15 protein-coding genes, 1 tRNA gene and 3 pseudogenes are annotated in these 22,225 nt (G+C 39.8%); 5 read left to right on the forward strand and 14 right to left on the reverse strand.

Annotated features, from left to right (window positions below; genetic code table 11):
* Window positions 1-47: 47 nt before the first annotated feature.
* Both HMPREF1505_RS04280 and HMPREF1505_RS04285 read right to left on the reverse strand, forming a co-directional pair.
* Entirely contained in the window at window positions 48-257 is a 210-nt protein-coding gene (locus HMPREF1505_RS04280) for a hypothetical protein (protein WP_036923064.1), read from the reverse strand.
* A gap of 15 nt (window positions 258-272) precedes the next feature.
* Window positions 273-946, reverse strand: a pseudogene (locus HMPREF1505_RS04285) (IS30 family transposase); the annotation flags it as partial.
* Window positions 947-1,276: 330 nt separating this feature from the next.
* Between HMPREF1505_RS04285 and HMPREF1505_RS04290 the strand changes: the two are divergent.
* The 3 genes and pseudogenes from HMPREF1505_RS04290 (at window position 1,277) to HMPREF1505_RS04300 (ending at window position 4,894) form a co-directional block, all read left to right on the forward strand.
* Window positions 1,277-2,566 (forward strand): site-specific integrase, encoded by a 1,290-nt coding sequence (locus HMPREF1505_RS04290; protein ID WP_036923069.1) that lies wholly within the window; start codon window positions 1,277-1,279, stop codon window positions 2,564-2,566.
* Window positions 2,567-2,578: 12 nt separating this feature from the next.
* Window positions 2,579-3,856, forward strand: a pseudogene (locus tag HMPREF1505_RS04295) (YhcG family protein).
* A gap of 9 nt (window positions 3,857-3,865) precedes the next feature.
* Complete coding sequence (locus HMPREF1505_RS04300; RefSeq protein WP_036923071.1) at window positions 3,866-4,894, forward strand: DUF2971 domain-containing protein; 1,029 nt, start codon at window positions 3,866-3,868, stop codon at window positions 4,892-4,894.
* Between the two features lie 104 nt (window positions 4,895-4,998).
* Here the strand turns inward: HMPREF1505_RS04300 and HMPREF1505_RS04305 are convergent, their stop codons facing one another.
* The 6 genes and pseudogenes from HMPREF1505_RS04305 to HMPREF1505_RS04330 all read right to left on the reverse strand — a co-directional run bounded on the left by HMPREF1505_RS04305 (window position 4,999) and on the right by HMPREF1505_RS04330 (window position 9,481).
* Window positions 4,999-5,658 (reverse strand): hypothetical protein, encoded by a 660-nt coding sequence (locus HMPREF1505_RS04305; protein WP_036923074.1) that lies wholly within the window; start codon window positions 5,656-5,658, stop codon window positions 4,999-5,001.
* Window positions 5,659-5,679: 21 nt separating this feature from the next.
* On the reverse strand, window positions 5,680-6,606 hold the full coding sequence (locus HMPREF1505_RS04310) for a relaxase/mobilization nuclease domain-containing protein (protein WP_036923076.1): 927 nt from the start codon (window positions 6,604-6,606) through the stop codon (window positions 5,680-5,682).
* Window positions 6,603-6,950, reverse strand: a complete 348-nt coding sequence (mobC, locus tag HMPREF1505_RS04315; protein ID WP_036923079.1) for a plasmid mobilization relaxosome protein MobC — start codon at window positions 6,948-6,950, stop codon at window positions 6,603-6,605. The genes HMPREF1505_RS04310 and mobC overlap by 4 nt, the downstream gene beginning before the upstream one ends.
* Before the next feature lie 100 nt (window positions 6,951-7,050).
* Window positions 7,051-7,941, reverse strand: a pseudogene (locus HMPREF1505_RS04320) (CHC2 zinc finger domain-containing protein).
* A 182-nt stretch (window positions 7,942-8,123) separates the two neighbouring features.
* Complete coding sequence (locus tag HMPREF1505_RS04325; protein ID WP_036923081.1) at window positions 8,124-9,176, reverse strand: AAA family ATPase; 1,053 nt, start codon at window positions 9,174-9,176, stop codon at window positions 8,124-8,126.
* On the reverse strand, window positions 9,173-9,481 hold the full coding sequence (locus HMPREF1505_RS04330) for a DUF3853 family protein (RefSeq protein WP_036923084.1): 309 nt from the start codon (window positions 9,479-9,481) through the stop codon (window positions 9,173-9,175). Before HMPREF1505_RS04330 ends, HMPREF1505_RS04325 begins: the two co-directional genes overlap by 4 nt.
* A gap of 339 nt (window positions 9,482-9,820) precedes the next feature.
* On the opposite strand from HMPREF1505_RS04330, the gene drt3a reads away from it, so the two are divergent.
* Window positions 9,821-11,281 (forward strand): antiviral reverse transcriptase Drt3a, encoded by a 1,461-nt coding sequence (gene drt3a / locus HMPREF1505_RS04335; RefSeq protein ID WP_036923086.1) that lies wholly within the window; start codon window positions 9,821-9,823, stop codon window positions 11,279-11,281.
* A complete protein-coding gene (gene drt3b, locus HMPREF1505_RS04340; RefSeq protein ID WP_231480333.1) occupies window positions 11,278-13,464 on the forward strand; it encodes an antiviral reverse transcriptase Drt3b in 2,187 nt (728 codons plus the stop codon). Before drt3a ends, drt3b begins: the two co-directional genes overlap by 4 nt.
* 269 nt (window positions 13,465-13,733) lie before the next feature.
* Here drt3b and HMPREF1505_RS04345 read toward each other — a convergent pair.
* The 6 genes from HMPREF1505_RS04345 to HMPREF1505_RS04375 all read right to left on the reverse strand — a co-directional run bounded on the left by HMPREF1505_RS04345 (window position 13,734) and on the right by HMPREF1505_RS04375 (window position 21,261).
* Window positions 13,734-13,818, reverse strand: a tRNA-Ser gene (locus HMPREF1505_RS04345).
* Window positions 13,819-13,956: 138 nt separating this feature from the next.
* A complete protein-coding gene (locus HMPREF1505_RS04350; protein ID WP_036923090.1) occupies window positions 13,957-15,177 on the reverse strand; it encodes an NAD(P)/FAD-dependent oxidoreductase in 1,221 nt (406 codons plus the stop codon).
* A 93-nt stretch (window positions 15,178-15,270) separates the two neighbouring features.
* Window positions 15,271-15,777 carry a pyridoxamine 5'-phosphate oxidase family protein gene (locus HMPREF1505_RS04355; protein WP_036923119.1) on the reverse strand — a complete coding sequence of 169 codons (507 nt, stop codon included), beginning with the start codon at window positions 15,775-15,777 and terminating at the stop codon, window positions 15,271-15,273.
* An 837-nt stretch (window positions 15,778-16,614) separates the two neighbouring features.
* On the reverse strand, window positions 16,615-17,403 hold the full coding sequence (gene pflA, locus HMPREF1505_RS04365) for a pyruvate formate-lyase-activating protein (protein ID WP_051412313.1): 789 nt from the start codon (window positions 17,401-17,403) through the stop codon (window positions 16,615-16,617).
* Entirely contained in the window at window positions 17,390-19,636 is a 2,247-nt protein-coding gene (gene pflB / locus HMPREF1505_RS04370) for a formate C-acetyltransferase (RefSeq protein ID WP_036923093.1), read from the reverse strand. Before pflB ends, pflA begins: the two co-directional genes overlap by 14 nt.
* A gap of 326 nt (window positions 19,637-19,962) precedes the next feature.
* On the reverse strand, window positions 19,963-21,261 hold the full coding sequence (locus HMPREF1505_RS04375; protein WP_036923121.1) for a Gfo/Idh/MocA family protein: 1,299 nt from the start codon (window positions 21,259-21,261) through the stop codon (window positions 19,963-19,965).
* Window positions 21,262-22,225 lie beyond the last annotated feature (964 nt).

A 22,225-nucleotide genomic window follows, 5' to 3' on the forward strand; every position in this document is an offset into this window, starting at 1 on the left:
CTGAAATTCCAAATGCTTGTAATCCGTATCTTCCCCAATTTCCTTTGTTACTTCCCATCTGAGACTATTTTTGATTTTTCTTTATCTAAAAGATGTATTCTTTCTATATTCGAAACAGTACTTTTTGTCATATTATACTCTTCTTCCTTGAATTTACTGTCAATAAACATATTAGCAGCAGAGCCTGCAATACCCATTCCAAAGCCAATTAATCCTCCAATAAACTTTCCTTTTGCTTGTTGAACCCGCAGAGTCAACCAGCAAGTGCAAAATTACAAAAGATGTTTAAAGAACTCGCACTTTGGAGTAGAAAAGTTTAATTTTCTGTTGGTCTTTCGTTCAATTTCTTTTGTATGGACATAATTCTCTTCTCCGTATAGTTATCAAACGAATCCTTTTTAGGTATATACTGCCTGATTAATTTATTTGTATTCTCAACAGTTCCCTTTTGCCATGAACAATATGGGTCAGCGAAGTACACGGGCACGCCTAAGTATTTGGTGATGTCCTTATGCACCGCAAATTCAGGTCCGTTATCTGTTGTAATAGTCTTCAGACTGTCCTTATATGGCAGCAGTAGTTTCCTAACCACCTTTGCCAGAGGCTTTGACAGTTTTCCAAATGGCAGTTTCTGCATAAACAACATATTGGTGGATTTCTCTACTATTGTGAGTATGGCGTGCTGGGCAGGGTCGACGATCAAGTCCATCTCAAAATCTCCAAATCCCTTCCCGTCAACTTCTTTACTTCTTTCATGGATACTCACCCTGTCCTTTATTGGAAGATGTTCGCCCTTGGAAGATGCCTGTATTTCATCTTATGCCTTGTGTGCTCTGCAAGTTTCCCTGTTGTGCCATTGCGGATGATGTTATAGGATGGACTGGTGGGACACCTCTATGCCCTCATTCATGCGCAGATACCCTGATATTTGTCGTGGAGACCACTGGGTTTTAGGACTGACCCAAAGAAAGAATATGGTCCACCACTCTTTTTTTTAATTTAAGCTATACTTGTGAATAGTCAAATAGAAAACACTCAATCTTACTTTTTTGTGGATGTAATAAAGGGTGTAAATCGCATAGCTTGCTGATTTACACCCTTGTTTGCGGAGAGAGAGGCTCTTTCTCTTGAACCTTCAGATAGTATCATAAACGTTCAATCTATTGTATAATAGTACTTTAAGTAGAATGTTAATAAAATGAGATTTCATGGGAAATCTTTGGTAGAATCAATTTTTGGGTGTAAATTTGGGTGCAGAAATCAAAACCTCCAAAGTATGAACATCAAGCGGAATATTATCTTCACGTTGGAAAGCAGAAAAAAGGATGGAGTTCTCATTGTTGAGAATGTACCTATCCGTATGCGTGTCAATTTTGCTTCTAAACGAATTGAATTTACAACAGGTTATCGTATTGATGCAGCGAAATGGGATTCTGATAAGCAGCGAGTAAGAAATGGTTGCACAAACAAACTGAAACAATCAGCTTCTGAAATCAATGCTTCACTCTTGGGCTATTATACAGAAGTGCAGGAAATCTTCAAGAAGTTTGAAGTGGAAGAAATAATGCCAACCCCTGAACAAATCAAAGAAGCATTCAATGCGCTGCACAAACCTATAGAGGAAGAAGTCAAACCGAGAAAACCAACACCTAACGCTTTCTATAAGGTTTTCGATGATTTTGTGAGAGATTGTGGACGACGGAATGATTGGACTGATTCTACTTATGAAAAGTTTGCTGCTGTGAAAAATCATTTGATGAACTTTCGTGATGGACTTACATTTGATTTCTTTGATGAGAAAGGGCTAAATGATTATGTTACCTATCTTCGTGATGTAAAGGAAATGCGCAATTCTACTATTGGCAAGCAACTAAGTTTCTTGAAGTGGTTTTTACGCTGGGCTTTCAAGAAAGGTGTGCATCAGAACAATGCTTACGACAGTTATAAACCTAAACTCAAAAGCACACAGAAGAAAATCATCTTCCTCACATGGGAGGAACTTAACAAACTCCGAGGGTTCGAAATACCAGCTGCCAAACAAGCTCTTGATCGGGTGCGTGATGTATTTCTCTTCCAATGTTTTACAGGTTTGCGTTATTCTGATGTATTCAATCTTCGCCGAAGTGATATTAAAGGTGACCACATTGAGGTGACAACGGTTAAGACTTCTGATAGCCTGATTATCGAGTTGAACAACCATAGTAAAGCAATTCTTGATAAATACAAGGATGTGGCATTTGAAGATGACAAGGTGTTACCTGTCATTACTAACCAGAAAATGAACGATTATCTTAAAGAGTTAGCAGAATTGGCTGGTATTGACGAGCCTGTACGTCAAACTTATTATAGAGGTAATGAGCGTATTGACGAAGTTACACCTAAATATGCCTTACTTGGAACACACGCTGGTCGTAGAACGTTTATCTGTAATGCACTTGCATTGGGTATTCCTCCGCAAGTAGTTATGAAATGGACTGGGCATAGCGATTACAAGGCTATGAAACCTTACATAGATATTGCAGACGATATTAAGGCAAATGCCATGAGTAAATTCAATCAATTATAACACCGAAACAATATGAGTCAAGAAATAAATAAAGCAGAGAAACAAGATTTATCTCTCGTTGTTCGAGCCATCGGTTCTGACCTTGAGCATACGCAAGTACGCATGATAGCCTCTGCAAATGCAGATATGCTTTTCCACTATTGGAAAGTAGGGCATTTTATTCTCTACCTCCAAAAGAAAGAAGGTTGGGGAAGCAAAGTCATAGATAATCTTTCCAAGGCGATACGTTCTAAATATCCAGATAAGAAAGGCTATTCCACTCGTAATCTTATCTATATGTGTCAATTCGCCAAAGCCTATCCAATGAAGATACTATTAGAAATGGGTAAGGTTGAAAAACAGCTTAATAGTACTTCGGTTGATAATGTATTACAACTTACAAACGAGCTCAATCAATTTACGCAAGAACCTCTTGCGCAAATTCAAGCTACAGGTAATCAAGGAGATATAATTACGCAACAGCCTGTTGCACAATTAGAAGAAGTTACTGAAACATTGTCAATAATCTATCACTGCGACATCAGTCAGATAGAAGAAATTTTTAAGCAGTCTGCTGTAGTTCGCACTAACTGGGCGAGCCATGTTATTCTGCTTAATAGTAAACTCCCTTTGGGCGAGTGCTATTGGTATATTACGCAAGCAGTTGCTAATGGGTGGAGTCGCAATGTTCTGCAAATGCAGATTGAAACCAATCTTTTCGCTCGGCAGATTACTACAAAGAAAGTGAGTAATTTCTCAGCACGATTACCCAAACCGCAAAGCGACCTTGCCAATTATCTGATGAAAGACCCTTACATCTTTGACATGATGGGACAGACAGATAAAATGGCAGAACGAGACATTGAACGGCAATTGGTTTCTCATATCACCAAATATCTTTTGGAAATGGGTAGTGGCTTTGCATTTGTGGCACAGTAGAAGCATTTTGAAGTGGGCGATTCTGATTTTTATGCTGACCTTATTCTCTATAACATCCAACTGCATGCATACGTTGTTATCGAACTTAAAGCCACACCTTTCAAGCCTGAATATATGGGGCAATTGAACTTCTACATCAATGTAGTGGACGATACTCTTCGTGGTGAGCACGACAATAAGACTATCGGCTTGCTCCTCTGCAATGGTGGCGATAAGGTGGTAGCGCAATATGCCCTTTCAGGTTACGACCAACCAATTGGTGTTAGTGATTACCAACTAACAAAGGCTATTCCAGACAATTTGAAGTCTGCCTTACCTACAATTGAAGAAGTCGAGGAAGAACTAACTAAGATTGTAGAGCAAGATAAATAACAGATTAATATGATTGGATATAAATATAGAGCTAATGCTATTGAAGGCAAAGATAGTACTCGCGACATTGAATCGCTCTTAAACGATGAAATATGGGCTTCATCATTTCGTAATTTGAATGATCCATTTGAAGCAACTTATACAGATGAAATCAGTAAAGTTTTGCCTATATTCAACCAAGTTTTCAACGTTAACATTAGTGATATACAAAAGAATTGGAAAGAACTGATGGCATTTAAAGATAAGTTGGGAATATATTCTCTATCAACATCTGATAAAGATTTCCCTGATAATGAATTAATGTGGGCTCACTATGCTAATTCTCATAAGGGCTTTTGTATCGCTTATGATGTTGAAAAATTAGAGGATAGTGAGAAATTTTCATTAGATGTTAATCGTATGACAATAAACTACTCTGAAAAACCTCCACAAATAGAGATAACCGACATAAAAAGCCCAAACTTCATTATTAAATTGTTTGGCACCAAGTCGCCAGTATGGCAATACGAGAAAGAGATAAGACTTCTATACACAAGCTACGGAATAAAGAAGTATAATCCATTTGCTCTAAAAGCTATTTATTTCGGTTTGAACATGGATAAACAATATCAAGCACAAATTATAAAAAAATTAGAAAATAGAGATGTAAAGTTCTATAAAATGGAGCGAAAGGACAAGTCATATAATCTTGTACCAACATTGATTTGTGAAAATCAAAGAAAAATTGAAAATAAGTTATCGTCTGACCAATACGAGATATTAAAAATAGAACACAATCATACAGTTGAGAATTTCCATGTTTTGTATAAAGGAATTAAAAAAGACAAGGAATCCTTGATAAATTTCTCTTCTAAATTCAGAGAACAGTATGCGACAAAACCTTCAAATATAAATATCTATGACTGTAAGGCTTGTATTGATTTAATAGGAAAGTATCCTCTATATGGTAAAGAAAAAACTTTATTTGCTAATCATTTAATCGCACTATCTATGTTTGACACTCCAGATGACATTTGGTTATACCCAGACAAATACTAGAGATTAAACAATAGAATTTTAGGTAACAGTCTATGATTAATGATTATACAAAATAAAAATCCTGCAACAAACTTATTTACTTTGCAGGATTTTATTTTTTATGACTATTGATGAAGTCGTTTTTTAAGTTGCACTTGCTCACCTTTGATACGCTCTTGCTGTTCTATTAGTTCTGCTTGCCGTTGCAGGGCTTGCTCGTAATCAATAACCTTTTGTTGCATCTGCAGAATCGCATTGGGATTGCGATTTGTGATAAAGACGCTGTCAAGATGCACGAAGTCTTTGCTTGTAGTTTTGCCTTGCATTCGTAAATAGCGGTAGCGGAGGTCGTAATCGGAGGCGGTTTGCAGTTGGTTGGCTCCCATAGCGAAGAACCAGCAACTGACCATGACCAGTCCGCAAACTAACAGTAACAGAACGCGCTCGGCTAATTGCACGCTGGCAAAGAGAGAGTAGTTCTTATACTCTACGGGCTTTTGTTGCTCTATGATGAGTTGCTGCAAGGCTTCAAATTTCGGGTCGAGTTTCTTGCTCGACTGCGAGAGTGCCTCCAAAACAAAAAGTTGATGTTCTTTGATTTTGGCTTGGGTCTCTTTTGAGAGATGGATTTGCACTGTTTCTTGTGTTTTAACGCTATCTCCCTTTGGATTAGATAGCTGTTCAGCAATAGTAGTGCGCAGTTCTGCTTGTGCCTTACTGATGACTTTGCAGTCTTGTTTGAGTTCTTCGAGAATATCGAGAACAGGTGCTATTTCGTTGTTCATACAGTTTTATTTTTTAGATGATTAAATTCTACGTTTGCGATTTGCTCTATTGCGAAGTTTCTTTTGAAAGCGGAGCTCATCAACATCTACGCCATTACTTGGTGTTGGCATAGAAAACACTTCACTAATTGCTTCAGATAGGTCGGTAATAAATTTGTTTTCATCTACAGGATGTACCATAGGCTCATTTTGTAGATGAATTTGCTCTTGTTTGTGAGAATTTCGTTCTATCGCTGCATTGAGACGCGAGAAAGAACAGGAGCGGTCTATCTTTGAGCCGCTGAAACTACATCCGTCTTTTTCAAAGATGATTCCTTGTACAACATCGGTATTACCTTTTGTTTTGAAACGAGTGGTAATACCTTGTAGCTCTAACCCTGCAACAAAATCTTTCCAAGTCTGAGATTGAGGTAATATAGACTTAATGGTATCGAATATTTCATATCGCAATTTATCCTCACCTCTCAATCTTGGGCGGTTTACCTCTTGCTTTCCTTCGCTAATGGTTAGACCATAACGCTCAGTCAGTTCTCGGCAAATCTTTGTGGAACGATACTTTTCGTTGCGGTCGCTGATGGTTTTGCCATTGTTACCAATGCGATTGATACAAATGTGCAGGTGAGGATGCTGGCGATCGCTGTGCCTTACGATAAGGCTCTGTGTGTCACCATAGCCCATTTCATGAAGATATTCGTTGGCAATCTTCACCATTGTTGCATCTGTCAGTCGTTCTGAATCATGTGCTGAGAATGAGAGTATGGTATGACAAACTGGTTTTTGTACATTCGGACGCATAGAGGCTTGCAAGTTGAAGTCGTGTGCAACGTCATTTGGTAAAGGACTGCGCACGCCATTGGCTTGTAAGACCTTGACTTGACCTTCACGCTTGCTAAGCATATAACTGACAACTCCACTGAAGTTTGTTCCTTTAATAATCTTGGCTATCATGGCTTCAATCGTTTCATAAGTTCGTGAATAAGTTGTTTCAGCGCATTCAGTTCTTCGTTGAGTGCAGAGATGCCGAAAGCATTGAGCCGATGGGCAATTTGGTTAAGATTATTAGCCATACCAGAAACTGTACGGATGAGTTGCATTTCCTCTGGCTTGATTCGGCTCTTTACTTCTGCATTTGTTATGAGCTGCCGTAAAAACTCTGTTCGTGAAATAGAGGCTTCACGTGCTTTTCCCAACAAGGTGTAGTACTCCATTGTATTAAGCCGAAGAAGCACTTGATATTTCCGTTTCTCTGATAATGTCTTGGTGGGTCGTCCACCTTTATTCTTCTGTTCCATTTTTATTTTTTTATGAGACCAACGGGATTTTCACCTCCCAAAGGTGGGAGCAAGTAGGTTTTGAGATACTCAAAACACAAACTTGCTTCCCTGATAAACACTATCTTCTGATGCCACGCTTCGTGGTCGGTAACGAAGGTTGACTTTCTTGCACTTTGGATTGAAAAACAAGCCATTCGTTGAGGTCTTTGTGAGTTCGATAGCGAACAGATCCATCTATGACAGATGGGTAAAACTGCTTCAAAACTTCAAACGATTTTCGCCCTGCTTCATCATTGTCCAGAAAACTCTCAACTTGCTTGTAGCCTTTTATCTTCTCTTGAATATGTGGCAAAAGAGCCAGAGAATTGAGAACAATAGCATCACAAGTTGAGGATGGATTTAGTGTTTGCCACGAGAGAAAATCCATGAAGCCCTCAAAGATTTGCAAATGGTCTGTACCCTTACTGACAGTTGTAATGGCTTTCGGAGCTATACAACCTTTAAAATAAGGACTACGGATTTCCCATCCGCCAGCATCGTTTGCAAATCCTATGGCATAGTATGTCCGATTAGTATTATTGTAATGAACTTCAGAGCAGAATCTATTAGCGATACTGATAGGTATTCCTCGTTCTGCGATGTAACGTAACAAATAAGGATTGGTAAGTGATTGCACAGATATGATTTCTAATTTGTGCTTAGAGGTTTTTCTTTCACCGCCAAAAGAAAAATCTTGATGCACTATTTGTTTTGAACCGATCAGCAATTCAATGGCTTCGTTCATGGTACAATGCTGTAAAGTACGTACAAGGTCAATAATATCTCCATGTTCTCCAGTTCCGAAGTCATACCATTGGTTGCGTTCTATATTTACTTTGAATGATGGTGTACTTTCGTTACGAAGTGGGGAGCAGTACCAAAAATGAATTCCTTGTACTCGTGCAGGTGAATAACCCTATTGCTGCAAATAATCTGTGATAGAGATTTGCTTGATATTTTGTATTTCCATTGTGATTTTGTTTTGAAGTTTGAAAAGAATAACTCTCAGCCTTTTTCTTTTGGAGGCTGAAGGGCTTAGGATTGGTCGGACAGTCGTACACTATAGGCACATCTTTACGTCCGACCAAGTTTGTTTCTCTTTGGTCAGGTTGGTTCAGGTATATATAGCCTGTGTCCGACCGACCAAAGGTTTTATTGTAGAGAACTATGGCTGAGTCGATATTTTCCTCGTTCTTCCTTAACCACTATGCCTTTGTTGAGCAAGAATTGCAAAAGCTCCTTGAGCTTTGTTTGTCCGTAGGATTGTCCCACAACTTCTGCATAAGCCTCTTTGAGAGCTACGATTAGTGTACTATATGGCAAGATTTCATTTGTAGAGAATACTTGTTCCAATGCTGTTCGATGTTCGCTAGTGCTTAACTCTTGATAGGAGAAACGATGTTGCTTTCGCTCATTGTTCGAATATGAGAGGTCTATTTGGGGAATGCAAATCTCATCTTCAGCCTCTTGGAGCCTAAAGGCAAACTTTTCAAAGGGTTTGGAGCGAATAATGGAGGGTGCAACAATACTGCGTTCAGGCATAGTGTTATCCCTCGTGATTTGAAGAACTGTTTCAGCCTTGTTGTTGAGTTCCGTCCCAATATGTCCTCGTGCGTTGTCATCCCCCTTGTTGAGGTGAAGCACGGTTTGGATGTGGATATCTTGCTCGCTCGTCCATTGCATCAGGTCACCCACTAACTTGGTTGCCTCGGTTGAATTGTTGATATCGAGCATCAAATCACGGATGCCGTCAATGACCACCAAGCCCACATTGGGTGTGTTGTAGATGGCATAACGGATGATTTCTCTGCGTTCATTAGGGTCAGCAATGGCTCTAAGATGACTGAACTTCAAATTCTGTGGTTCCTTGTCTATCGGCAGTTTTGCCAATTTCAAAATGCGTTGCATTACAAGTTGGCAATGGTAAGGACTTTGTTCCGTGTCAAAGTAAAGTATCGTGCGTTTACTTTCAGGAAATGATGCTTGATATTCCAGCACCTGTCCATTGACAAGGGCTGCTGCAACGATGGCACTCACATTGAAAGTTTTCTTGGCTTTTGCCTTGCCTGTCGATACACTGAAGTTACCTAATGTGCCAATAATGGCTTCACCTGCTTGCAGTACAACTGGAGGAAGTGCAAACTCATCGGTTACATGAATGAGCGACTTTTGCCAAATGTTTTCATAATCAGTTGTATTCATCATCGTCCTCCTGTCTTTTGCCCAGCCAATTCAAGTGCAAGGTCAGCATCAACAATAATCTTACGACCGATTTGTGTAATGGCACGATTGATTTTACCACTCTGCTTGATACGGTTAGCTGTAGGCAGGCTACACCCAAAGAGGCGTGCAATGCCAGCCAACCCATACACATATCGCTTTTCTTCTTTGGAGGAAGAAGCCTTTGTTAATTCCCTGCTCGTGGATATATTACCGTGTTGTGCAAGGAAAAGTAATTCTTCACCAGTCATCTGCCATACAGGCTTGTCCAGTAATTCGTTTATCGTCATAATTCAATTTTTTTGAAATGAATAACTCGCCCTTGCGCATAGGGCATTCAGTCAGGTCTGACGATGCAAAAGTAGAGGGCTTTTGATACTCTACCAAGAGGCAGGTATATAGCGGGAAGTATATGGGAAAGTTGGGAAATCATAGAGCTTCACGAGATGAAAGTCAGCATTTCAAAACTACTTATTCAGAAGTAAATTCATCATGGCACACTATCAGTTTTTAGCACCTTTGCTACGAAATTGATAACATTGCTGTTCCTTATATGTAAATACTTGGAGCGTTTCTTTATATTATTGAGAAAATTTTATACCTTTGTAATCAAAATAGGTTCTAAAGAGATGTCTCAATATAGTTTCTCATACAACTACGATTCGCTGAATGATGCGTTCAATGCGGTGAATAGGAAGGGAAAGATGCAGAAAAGGCATCTTTCATCTGAATATTTGGCTGCAGCTCAGGAGTATCGTGAGATGAGAAAGAAACTCAATGAGCTATTGAGAAAGAAAAAGACAGAGCGTACGGAGGAAGAAACGAGCCAGATTGACCATTTGAAGCAATCGATGAAGGAGAATGCTCAGCAACAGAAAGCCCTGTTACAAGAGCATCTTGGTAAAGTGTCTTCAAATATTTTATCAAGTAGTTTTCGTTTCACCCTCACTCCAGATGCATCAGAAGATCCGCAGAAGCCAGTTTATTCTATTGGTACTACAGCTGAAGAGTTCTTTGCAATGCAAGTCCTTTGCAGAAATGTGAAGAAACTGTTTAAGATATCCATGTCAAGTCGCGACGAGATACTTTCTCAGTTAAAGATGTTGTTGAGGGAGGATAAGAGCAGGTTCTATATAATCCGAACGGATGTTCGTCATTGTTTCGAGTCGATACCGCATGATAAATTGTTTGAGTATTTGGAGGGAAACAATCTGCTTGACGTAAAGAGTAAATCATTCTTGCGCGGACTCATACGAAAGGAGTTTGAAGCCAAGAATCTGCGCCCACTTGTACCGACTCCTCAAACTGGTATTCCACGAGGTTGTGCTATCAGTTCGCTACTAGCTGAATTCTATTTGTCCAAGATAGATGAGGTGATAAAGAGATCTTTGCCTGGTGTTTTATTTCTTGGCAGATATGTGGACGACATGGTACTTGTTATTCATCCTGATATCAGAGATGAATTTCATAAATCAATAGATTGGTATATTGAAGAGCTTAAGGATATTTATTATCAAAAGGGGTTGACAATACACACACCATCAGATGGCTTAGGGAAATGCTATAAATATGATTCGGCTAGGGCTGTAGATTTAGACTTCAATCTATTAGGATATAACATCCATATCGATAATGAAAATAGGGATAGGTTAGTATTCTCACTCTCCCAAGATAAGTTGGAAAAGATTACAAAAAGAATAGATAAGTCGTTCTCTACTTTTGATTATATGATTGATGTCGTAGGTTTCGATGTTGCAGCACACTATTTGTTTGATGCACTTCATGTGTTGACCTGCAATATAAATCTGTATAACGCAAAGAAAGGGGTTAAGGTTGGTATCTTTTATTCCAATCAACTATTGGATAATAAAAGAAATCTATCATACTTGGATGGACAATTGAAACGCAACATAGGTAGGCTGAATCTTTCTTCAAAGACATCTATTACAATTGCAGATAGGGCTATAATAGAGGATAGACTGAAAAGAAAGCTTGCTTTACTATCTTTCGCAAAGGGATTTGATTATCCCCATAAGCGTTACAAAGTAAAGAGGCAGAGACTTCGAACAATTAAATCATCGTGGGTATGAAGCGTAGAAAAAAGGTAAAACTAAACTATAGTAAAGAGCGAGTGCTCTTTTCAGACGTTCTGCCCTACGAGTGTCCGATTATTTTTTCAAATAGGTATCTATACAGATTTCTCGCAAAATACCTATGGGTCGGTAAATTCGACAAGAAAGAAACACAATTGAAGCAAACCAAGCGGACTGACGAAAAAGATGCATCTGCTTTTGCTGCATTGCTTTTTGGTTGTTATGAGCAAGGTAAGCTTATAAGCGATTTAAAACACAAGAATAATGCTCTATTCTATCCTTATCATTTCAACATAGCTCACAAACCGAATAAGAATAGAACACTGTCAATTATACATCCATATAATCAGTGGCAGGTAGTAGATTTTTATGAACAATATAAGTATTCTATACTCTATCTTTGCAATCAGAGTAAATACTCTCTTCGCAAACCACATAAAGTGGCACAATACTTTTACTATAGAGATCGACTTCATCGAAAGTTGTTAGGACATGAAAGTGATAAAGTTGAATTGTTTTTCAATGAGTATGAGAACTTGAAGACCTATTTCAGTTATAAGAAGTATTCGAATATATACAAGTTCTACGAAGACTATAGGTATCAGCGAGCTGAAAAGAAATTCAAGCATCTTACTAAGTTTGACCTTCAAAGTTGTTTTGATAGTATTTACACTCACACAATAAGTTGGGCGACTGCTGGTGGTGCGGATAAGGTGAAGGTTTTGCCTGGATATCATGGCTCATGGGTTGGTGATGCATTTGATAATCTAATGCAGTCAGTAAATGCTCGTGAAACAAATGGTATTGTTATAGGTCCTGAATTCTCAAGAATCTTTGCGGAAATTATACTTCAGTATATAGATCAAAAGGTTGAGCAAGAATTGTTGAATAAAAAGCACCCAAACGAAAGTATCCATCATAAGTCTACCTATGAGTGTTACCGGTATGTTGACGACTATTTTCTCTTCTATAATGACGAAAAGGATAGGGGACTCTTCATGGAAAGTCTAACTAAATGGCTAAAGGAATTCAAAATGCAGATTAGTCCGTCTAAAACAGAAGAGTTTGAAAGACCTTTCATAACAAAGATTACAATAGCCAAACAGAGGATTGATCATTTATTTAGTGATATATTCTCGACTCCACTTTGGGAAGAAGTAGAATCAAATTTGGATGTGGAGAAGGAAGATGAAACTGAAGACGAAAATTCGGATAAAGACAAGGAAATACTAGACAAAAAATTCAATATATACTTGCCTGCAAACAGCGTAAATACTCGAATAAAAGCAATAGTTAGAGAGAGTGGAATTGAATATCGCGATATTGCAAACTATCTGCTTGAAAAAATGAGTCAACGTCTTGACGCTTTTCTCAATCGATATGAAAAGGGATTCAAAAAGTATGAGCGCTTGATGTTAAAAGAGGATATCAATAAAGATGAGGTTGATCTTCAGGCACAACGAGTACAAAGGAAACTCACAAATTTTCTTGTATCTTTGATAGATCTGTCGTTCTTCGTGTTCAATAGCAATAGGCAGGTAAACACTACATTGAAATTGCAGAAGATAATGAATACCATTGTTATCTATGCAAAACGGCATGGTGATTTTAAAACTAATCCAGAGGTTAGATTCCAAACAATAAGCAAAGATATTATCTTTAAGAAGATTCAAGACGAAATCGCCTTGGTACTGGCTACAACAGATTCGCATCGTAACACTTTGCATGAAAGTCTTTATCTGTTAATATTAGTCAAAGAGTTAGGTTCAGCATATCTGTTTTCACCTGAAGTTATCAAATCATTCATTGAAAAGAGTGAATTGCAGTATAACTTGTTCGCATGTATTATATTGATGTATTACTATGCGAACCACAAGTGTTATGATACACAAAAGACTTTATTAAAAGAAAATATTTTGAAAAAGTATCGGCTTGTTGCGGAGCAAGAGCGTAAACGCAATTCGGAACTCACGATTCTCACGGCGGATATGATGACTTGTCCCTTTGTAGATGATGCATACAAACAAAGCCTTCTTACGTTGATGGGCATTACTAAGACGGAAGATCAACGAATGATATTGCGCTTTGCTAAAAAGCAAAAGTACATCTTCACTCGCTGGACAATGTTTAATTTGAATAAAGAATTACAGGCAAAGATTTCACAGGAGGTATATTCGTAGCTTCTGTAACAGCTGTTGGTCCAACTATACATTCACACACATAACCTTCAAGCTAGCCGAAATGACGCAGGAAGTTACGTTTTCCAAAATGGTTGGTTAGGATTGTACCGAATGTGAAATCTTGCCTTTCTCAAACCTATAAACCTCTCTCAATAACGAACTACTCCCAAAACTATTAGTCTTGGGTGTAACTTTTTTCTTAAGTGCTTGATTTTTGGGTGTAATAAAGGGTGTAAATCGCATAACTTACTGATTTACACCCTTGTTTGCGGAGAGAGAGGGATTCGAACCCCCGGTACCTCTCGGTACGACGGTTTTCAAGACCGTTGTAATCGACCACTCTACCATCTCTCCAGAAGGTTACTTTGTAGTCAACCTGCTTCCTTGTTGAAAGCGAGTGCAAAGGTATAGATATTTTTTGAAACTACAAAATGTATGAGGAAGGAATTTGAAATTAAAACACTTTTTAACTAAAAGCGAAGTGGCAAGCTGCTAACTACCTGCAGCACATTGTCCAGCCACAACACCTGTTGTCCATGCTGCCTGAAGATTAAAACCACCAGTAATAGCATCAATGTCTAACACCTCACCCGCAAAGAAAAGATTTGAACAAACCTTACTTTCAAGTGTTTTAGAGTTAACAGAGCTAAGACTCACACCACCACACGTCACAAACTCTTCACGAAAGGCACCTTTACCAGCAATGGTGTATTGATCGTTTACCAATGTTTCAATCATTCTGTTTAGTGTTTTACGTCCGATCTCAGCCCATGGTTTTACAGCATCTATGTCAAGTTTACTTAGTATATAAAGCCACAGACGACTCGGTAGACCAAATGGATGTAAGGTAGCAACCTGCTTACGTGGGTTAGCAGTTTGCAACTTCAGAAGATTCTCCTCCACTTCTTGCCGTGTTAGTTCGCCAGTCCAGCTGATGGCAAGCGAAGCTTTATAATCATTTTCAGCAAGCAAACGAGCCGCATATGAAGAAAGTTTCAAGACAGCAGGACCACTTACGCCCCAATGTGTCACCAACAATGGACCCTTCGCACGCAGTTTTGTTCCAGGAATAGTCGTCACAACAGGTTCAACAACCGTTCCCATAAGGTCGCAAAAAGCACGATCTTTTATATTAAAGGTGAAAAGTGAAGGTACAGGAGGCTCTATATCATGTCCAAGTTGGGCAAGGTATTGTAATCCACGTCCATTGGGTGAGCCTCCAGTTGTTATAATAGTACGATGAAACACACGATGTGAGCCATTCTCAAACTCCAGTTTTAATCTTCCATCTTCCATCCTATGGATGTTCACCAAACGATGTCGACAACATATCGTAACCCCCAATTCATTAGCCTGACGCACTAAACAATTAATAATAGCATGAGAATCTTGCGCCTTTGGGAAGACACATTCATCTTCTTGCGTTACCAATGGCACACCATGTTGCTCAAACCATCTATAAGTATCTTCATGGCTAAACGTCTTCATTAATCGTTTCATGAGTTTATGCCCACGTGGGTAAGCCTGCTTCATGTCCGTAATGGCTGCAAAGCTATTTGTAACATTACAACGTCCACCTCCGGTTATTTCAACCTTAGCCAACACCTTCTGTGCACGTTCAAAGATTGTCACCTTACTTGCAGGGTTTGTCCTGCGAGCCACGATAGCAGCCATGAACCCTGCTGCTCCTCCGCCAATGATAGCTATATCCATTCGCTAAAAACTAATACTTAGGTCCTGAGAGATGCCGACCTTTGCTATGTGAAACATTTAATGTGTGGTGAATATCATTCTACGAGTATTCCTTTAATCTCCGGTTGGCGTACCTGATGAATGTACCTTCTTTCGTTTACCACTGAATTCAGAGAAATCAACACGGATAATTTCAACGCGATGAAAACTCATGTGAGCGTATTTATCGCCAAGCTCTTTGAAGTCAGGTGATAACTTATCTATCAATAAATGCAGTGCATGCATCTTCTCCTCCTCAGAAAGATGAATATGCGCCTCACCAAAGAAGATAGCACTCTCGTACTCAGTGGTGAAATTGCGTGGCAACAAGTTTACTTTACCAATGACACAGAGCGAAACTTTAGGATTCTGCTCAATAGCCACCAACTTACGTCCTTCAGGTGCACAATGGATATAGATACTATTCTTGCCGTCCCAAACAAAGTTTACAGGAATACCATATCCCATATCTTCTGAGACCATACTCAAAACTCCGTATTCTCCATCTCGCAGAAGTTCTATCGCTCTTTCCTCATCCATCAGACGATCTTGTCTGCGTATGCGGTCATTAACATATTTCATATCGTACATAATTAATATAAAAATGATTAGTTGAAACTGTGAATTATCTGTTATGAGTTAATCTTACCTATACAGGAATCTTTGTATAAGACTTCCAATATATACAAAAAAAAAGACCTTGACTGATTCACATCACCCAAGGTTTAAATACTAAAACTAAATTAACCACTAAAAAAACTTGATGCAAAGATACACGTTTTTTTTTAAACAACCAAATTTTCGGGAGAATATTTTTTATTATTTAAAAACACTATTAACCTTTATTGTTGATTTTTCGGATGTACATAACCACGAAATTAAGATTATTATTACACGGATAATACGTATCAATCCCTTTCCCATAATAGCCTTTAACATTTCTATTGTCGTAATTTATTACGTAAAAAATAAGGTTAAAAAGCCTTTAGCACATAACATTCTTCATGCGAGTTAGCATCTTGCTTATATAATTAACCTCTATCATTCTACAAACTCATAGCAAGATTATCTTGCTCACCTTCCTTATCCTTACCCCGAACATAATGATTCTCATAACGTTAAAACGAATTGTTCAGACTCTGAAAAATTATTACACAACATCAAGTAAAAACCTCGGAACAAAGCTAAAAAAACAAGCACACAACTCAAGTTTATAACCATCAAGAAATCAATAAGTTACAAAAATGAATTTTAAAAGGTGCTTAATTGGACTCCAAAAGGGCGTTAGTAAGACCTCAAAAGGGCACCTATTGGAAGCTAATTAAGGCTTAATTCGAATGCAATTAAGCCTTAATTAAAAAGCAATAGAGGAAAAATATTTACATCGAACGGTTCTAAAAGACTTTATAACAGTCCCAATTATCTCCCCTCTGTTAATATCTTTCGCGCATGAAGAACACTTTCCTCCGTAGGCGATTCTACATCTTTGAGTGCGTAAGGAATACCTAACTGCTCCCATTTATAGACACCTAACGAATGATAAGGCAAAATCTCCACACGCTCAACATTGCTTAAAGTATCTATGAAAGCACGAAGTTTATAGAGAGATTCGTCATCATCATTAATACCAGGAATCAAGACATGTCTTATCCATACAGGTTTCCCGATGTCAGAGAGATAGCGAGCACAGTCGAGGATATTCTCGTTTTTCCAACCAGTCAATTGCTTATGGGCATCACTATCAATATGCTTTATGTCCAACAATACTAAATCGGTATATTTCATTAACTCCTCAAAAGCAGAGAAGCTATTAGACTCCCGATTGAAAGGTTGGGCTGAAGTATCAAGGCAGGTATTGATTCCTAAAGCCTTAGCTTTACGGAACAGTTCCGTAAGAGGTTGTATCTGCAACAGAGCTTCACCCCCACTCACGGTGATACCGCCTTTCGTTCCCCAATAACTCCGATAACGTTGGGCTTGGGACAAGACATCATCAACAGAGCGGAGGTTTCCCCCCGCCCTGTCCCATGTGTCTGGATTATGACAGTACTGGCATCGCATAGCACAACCCTTAAGGAAGATAACGAAACGAATACCAGGTCCATCAACCGACCCGAACGACTCTACAGAGTGTACCCGTAGCATCATTTCGGAAGTCGGCGAATCCGATAAATTGTTATGTTGATTATTCACTTTACATTGAACCATGCGCACGACGTGCAATAACATCCATCTGCTGTTCGCGTGTAAGGTCGATGAACTTCACAGCGTAACCGCTCACACGGATTGTGAAGTTTGCATACTCTTCCTTCTCTGGATGTTCCATACAGTCAATCAGTTTATCTACACCAAAGACATTCACATTCAAGTGGTGTGCACCACGGTCGAAGTAACCATCCATTACACCCACGAGTGTACTGATACGCTCCTCATCATTGTGACCAAGAGCATCTGGGCTAATTGTCTGTGTGTTAGAGATACCATCAAGCGCATACTCGTATGGAAGCTTAGCTGTTGAGTTCAACGATGCCAACAAACCATTCTGTTCTGCTCCGTAAGATGGGTTTGCACCAGGAGCAAGCGGTGCACCAGCTGGACGACCATCAGGCATATTACCTGTAAACTTACCATATACCACGTTTGAAGTGATGGTAAGAATACTTGTTGTAGGCTCTGAATTGCGATAAGTATGGTGCTTGCGAATCATATTCATAAAGGTCTTCAACAACCATACAGCGATGTCATCAGCACGATCATCGTCGTTACCATAACGTGGGAAGTCGCCTTCAGTCTTGAACTCGATAGGGAACCCAGTCTCATCACGTATGATATTAACCTTTGCATACTTGATAGCAGAGATAGAGTCAACCACATGGCTGAAGCCAGCGATACCCGTTGCGAAAGTACGACGTACGTCAGTGTCAATGAGTGCAAGCTCTGCAGCCTCATAGAAGTACTTATCGTGCATGTAATGGATGAGGTTCAATGTGTTTACATAGACACCAGCCAACCACTCCATCATATCCATGAAGCGAGGCATAAACTCATCATATGTTACGACATCACCCTCTATTGGACGATAAGCAGGTCCACACTGCTCACGTGTCTTGCTGTCAACACCACCGCTGATTGCGTAGGTAAGACATTTAGCGAGGTTTGCACGTGCACCAAAGAACTGCATCTCCTTACCCGTCTGTGTTGCAGATACGCAGCAGCAGATTGAATAGTCATCGCCCCAGATTGGTCGCATCACGTCATCATTCTCATATTGGATAGAGCTTGTAGAGATAGAAATCTTCGCAGCATAGTCCTTGAAGTGCTTTGGAAGACGTGAGCTATAGAGCACAGTGAGGTTAGGTTCTGGTGAAGGACCCATGTTCTCAAGTGTATGGAGGAAACGGAAGTCAGTCTTAGTTACCATTGAACGGCCATCCATACCCAATCCCGCAACTTCGAGGGTAGCCCAAACAGGGTCACCAGAGAAGAGTTGGTTGTATGAAGGGATACGTGCAAACTTAACCATACGGAACTTCATTACCAAGTGGTCGATGAGTTCCTGCGCCTCAGCCTCCGTAAGTGTGCCTTCCTTGAAGTCACGCTGAATGTAGATATCGAGGAAAGTTGAGATACGACCAACTGACATCGCAGCACCGTTCTGTGTCTTAATGGCTGACAAATAACCAAAGTAAAGCCACTGTACAGCCTCACGTGCGTTGTTAGCTGGTTCAGAGATATCATAGCCATAGATGGCTGCCATCTCCTTCATCTCCTTCAAAGCCTTAATCTGCATAGAGATTTCCTCACGCAAACGGATAACCTCTTCGGTCATAGTACCGTCACCACAGTTGCGGAGATCCTTTGCTTTTTCGTTGATAAGGAAGTCTACACCATAGAGTGCAACACGACGATAGTCACCCACGATACGACCACGACCATAGGTATCAGGAAGACCTGTGAGGATATGGTTGTGTCTAACGAGTTTCATCTCGTCTGTATAAGCATCGAAGACACCCTCGTTATGTGTCTTACAATACTTCGTGAAAATCTCATGAAGTTTCTCAGATGGCTCATAACCATAGGTTGTACATGCCTGCTCAGCCATCTTGATACCACCATAAGGCATAAAGGCACGCTTCAAAGGTTTGTCTGTCTGCAGACCAACAACCTTCTCCATTTCCTTTGTTCCTTCACCGATATAGCCAGGACCATATGCAGTCATACTGGATACCACCTCGGTCTCCATATCTAAGACACCACCCTTAGCACGCTCCTGCTTCTGTAGTTCTTTGAGCATACCCCAAAGTTTGTCTGTTGCTTCTGTTGGCTTCTCAAGGAAGGAAGCATCACCATCATAACTATCATAATTATCTTGGATAAACTGACGCATATTGACTTCATCAAGCCACTTGGTTCCAGTAAATCCTCTCCATGCTTTTTTCATGACTGTTTATTTGTTATTATGTGAAACGTTTTAATTAATATGCTTGTTAATTGTTATACTGATTGAGCATTACTAATTACCGAGGACAAAGATAGACAAAAAAAACGTAATATCAAGTATTTAGAGATACTTATATTTAAAATATGCATATAAATACCTATAAATAGTGAGAAGAAATCTACTCTTGCAAATATTCCAAACTTATAGGTATGAGATTTGATTATTGATAAGGCTAAACAATAAAGGTAGAATGGTAAGCTTGAAGCCTCAACACCAAGAGAGGAATACACATTTACCATTCTACCTGACGAGAATAGCCATTGCCACTAAATACCTTCCGTATCAACAGAAGCCTTACGATTTACGAAGTCGGGAATCATCACTGGCATTGAACCTTGTTCAATAGAGCGTTTGGATAGCTCAGCAATGCAACACCACTCCGCTAAATCATACACATCCATATCTAAAGGCAAACCTTGTTGTAGGCATTGAGCAAGCCGTAAGTCCATAAAATAAGACATTCCGCCACGTGCGTCGAGCTCTTTGGCTAAGGCAATTGTCGCTGAGGGGAAAGAAGGCGCATAATGATTGAGCAGTGTCTCTATCTGAGAAGCGTTCAAAGGTAGCTTATCATCCTCCACTTCAATACCCACTTTGGCTGCCATCTCTGGGCTTAACTGCACCTCTGGGACAGGATATTTAGCTGCATAACCCGCTGTTCCGACCGCTTGAAACATACGACTATATGGGCGTGGCGTCATAACATTGTGTTGAATGAGCATCGTTTTCCCTTTCACAGTACGTATCATCGTAGAGGTCTGGTCGCCATTAGCAAAGCTATCACACGCCTTTCCCATTACCGCTTGATACATCTCTGTACCCAGAAAAGCATTGGTTTGCATGGCTGTGAGGTAGTGCATACGGTCAGTACGATGAATATCAAGCAATCGACAGACGGGTCCGATGCTGTGTGTTGGATAGACATCGCCAACATTCAGACGGCTATATTCCATACGCCAAGGTGTCCAACGGTCGCCAATAGGATGAGCATAACCACCTTCCACGTGTACAAGTTCGCCAAGCAAGCCTTCATGTACCATCTGACACACCGCCATTTCGAATCGGTCGTAGACTGCATTCTCAAGCATCATACAGTGCTGTCGGGTCTGTTCAGCGGTGTCTATCAACGTCCAAATATCTTTTAAGGTGAGGGCTGCAGGTACTTCTACTGCCACGTTCCTTCCCTGCTCCATCGCATGAATAGCGATTGGCACATGCGACATCCAATCCGTACAAACATACACAAGGTTAACTCCTTGCTGTTGGCATAATTCTTTGTAAGCCGTCTCACCCCAATAAACCTTTGGACGAGGCTTACCCAACTGCTCAACGTGCCGTGCAACCTCCTCTGCCACTTCCTTTGACACATCGCAAACCGCAGCTATCTCAACCTTAGGAATATGACACCAGCGTGTCACTGCCATTCGTCCACGCGCTCCTACACCTACAAAAGCCACACGCAACTGCGGCATTGGCGGAAGCGCCAACGATAAGACATCACGCTGACCAGCAGCACGAGGTGGCACAAAAGTTTCTAACGGACGCACCGCCGACATCATTTCCATTGCCATTATGATTTAATTTCAGTGCAAATATACCTAAAAAAGAGAGAAGAATAAAAGATGTTCCAAAGAAAATCAAAGGTTCTTCCGTTTATACACTATCGTCTATTAGTGCATAAACAGATTTATTTTAGTTTCGAACAGACTTACTTGTCGTTACAATAAAAGCGCAATAACAATACCAAATTTCAAGCCCAAACAAGATGACAACAAGAAAATAAGAGACATGTGAACGTCATACAATTCCATTAAAAACAAGAGGAACCACGACTCCCCTATCCTCTTTTGTAAACTATTTTCACACACTCCGAAACCAATACATGCTCTTTTGGCTTCTTAAAGACGCCCTTTTGGCTTGCTAAAGGTGCCCTTTAAGACCCTTACTAACGCCCTTTTGAAGTCCAATTAAGCACCTTTTGAAAACCACTTTTATAACCCACTGATACTCTGCTGATTACAAACTCGCTTTTTATTCCTATTTTTCGCCATCCTTTTAGGTCAAACACTCTAATTCATGTAATCATTTTTTACCTCTTATTCATTCCATTTTTCCTTGTGACTTGCTATTTGTTAGACCTACTATACGACTCTAAAAACAGCTTAATCCAAATAGAATGAGAAAGAAGTAAACAAGCCAACTACACGTGATAGCCTCATAAAGCAATTGAGTTGAACACATATTCTATAACAAAAATGGGTTTTCGGTAATTTGGAGTGATAAGTTTTGCCACTTAAGTTTAGAACTTTGACCTAATATTACACAGAGAAAAGGAGAGGACGGAGGATTATTAAAACAAAGCAATGGAAGTCACGGAGGCACCGTCGGTGCCATAGAGCGACGGAGCTTGCTTACACACATTTTTAGTAACTTTATGCCCAAAGCATTTATCCCAAAAGTTATCAAGAATCTGTACGCTATACCTCCGTCGCTCTTTGTGCCGTCGGCACCTCCGTAACATTGTGTTGA

Source organism: Prevotella sp. ICM33 (assembly GCF_000517825.1).
GTDB lineage: Bacteria > Bacteroidota > Bacteroidia > Bacteroidales > Bacteroidaceae > Prevotella > Prevotella melaninogenica.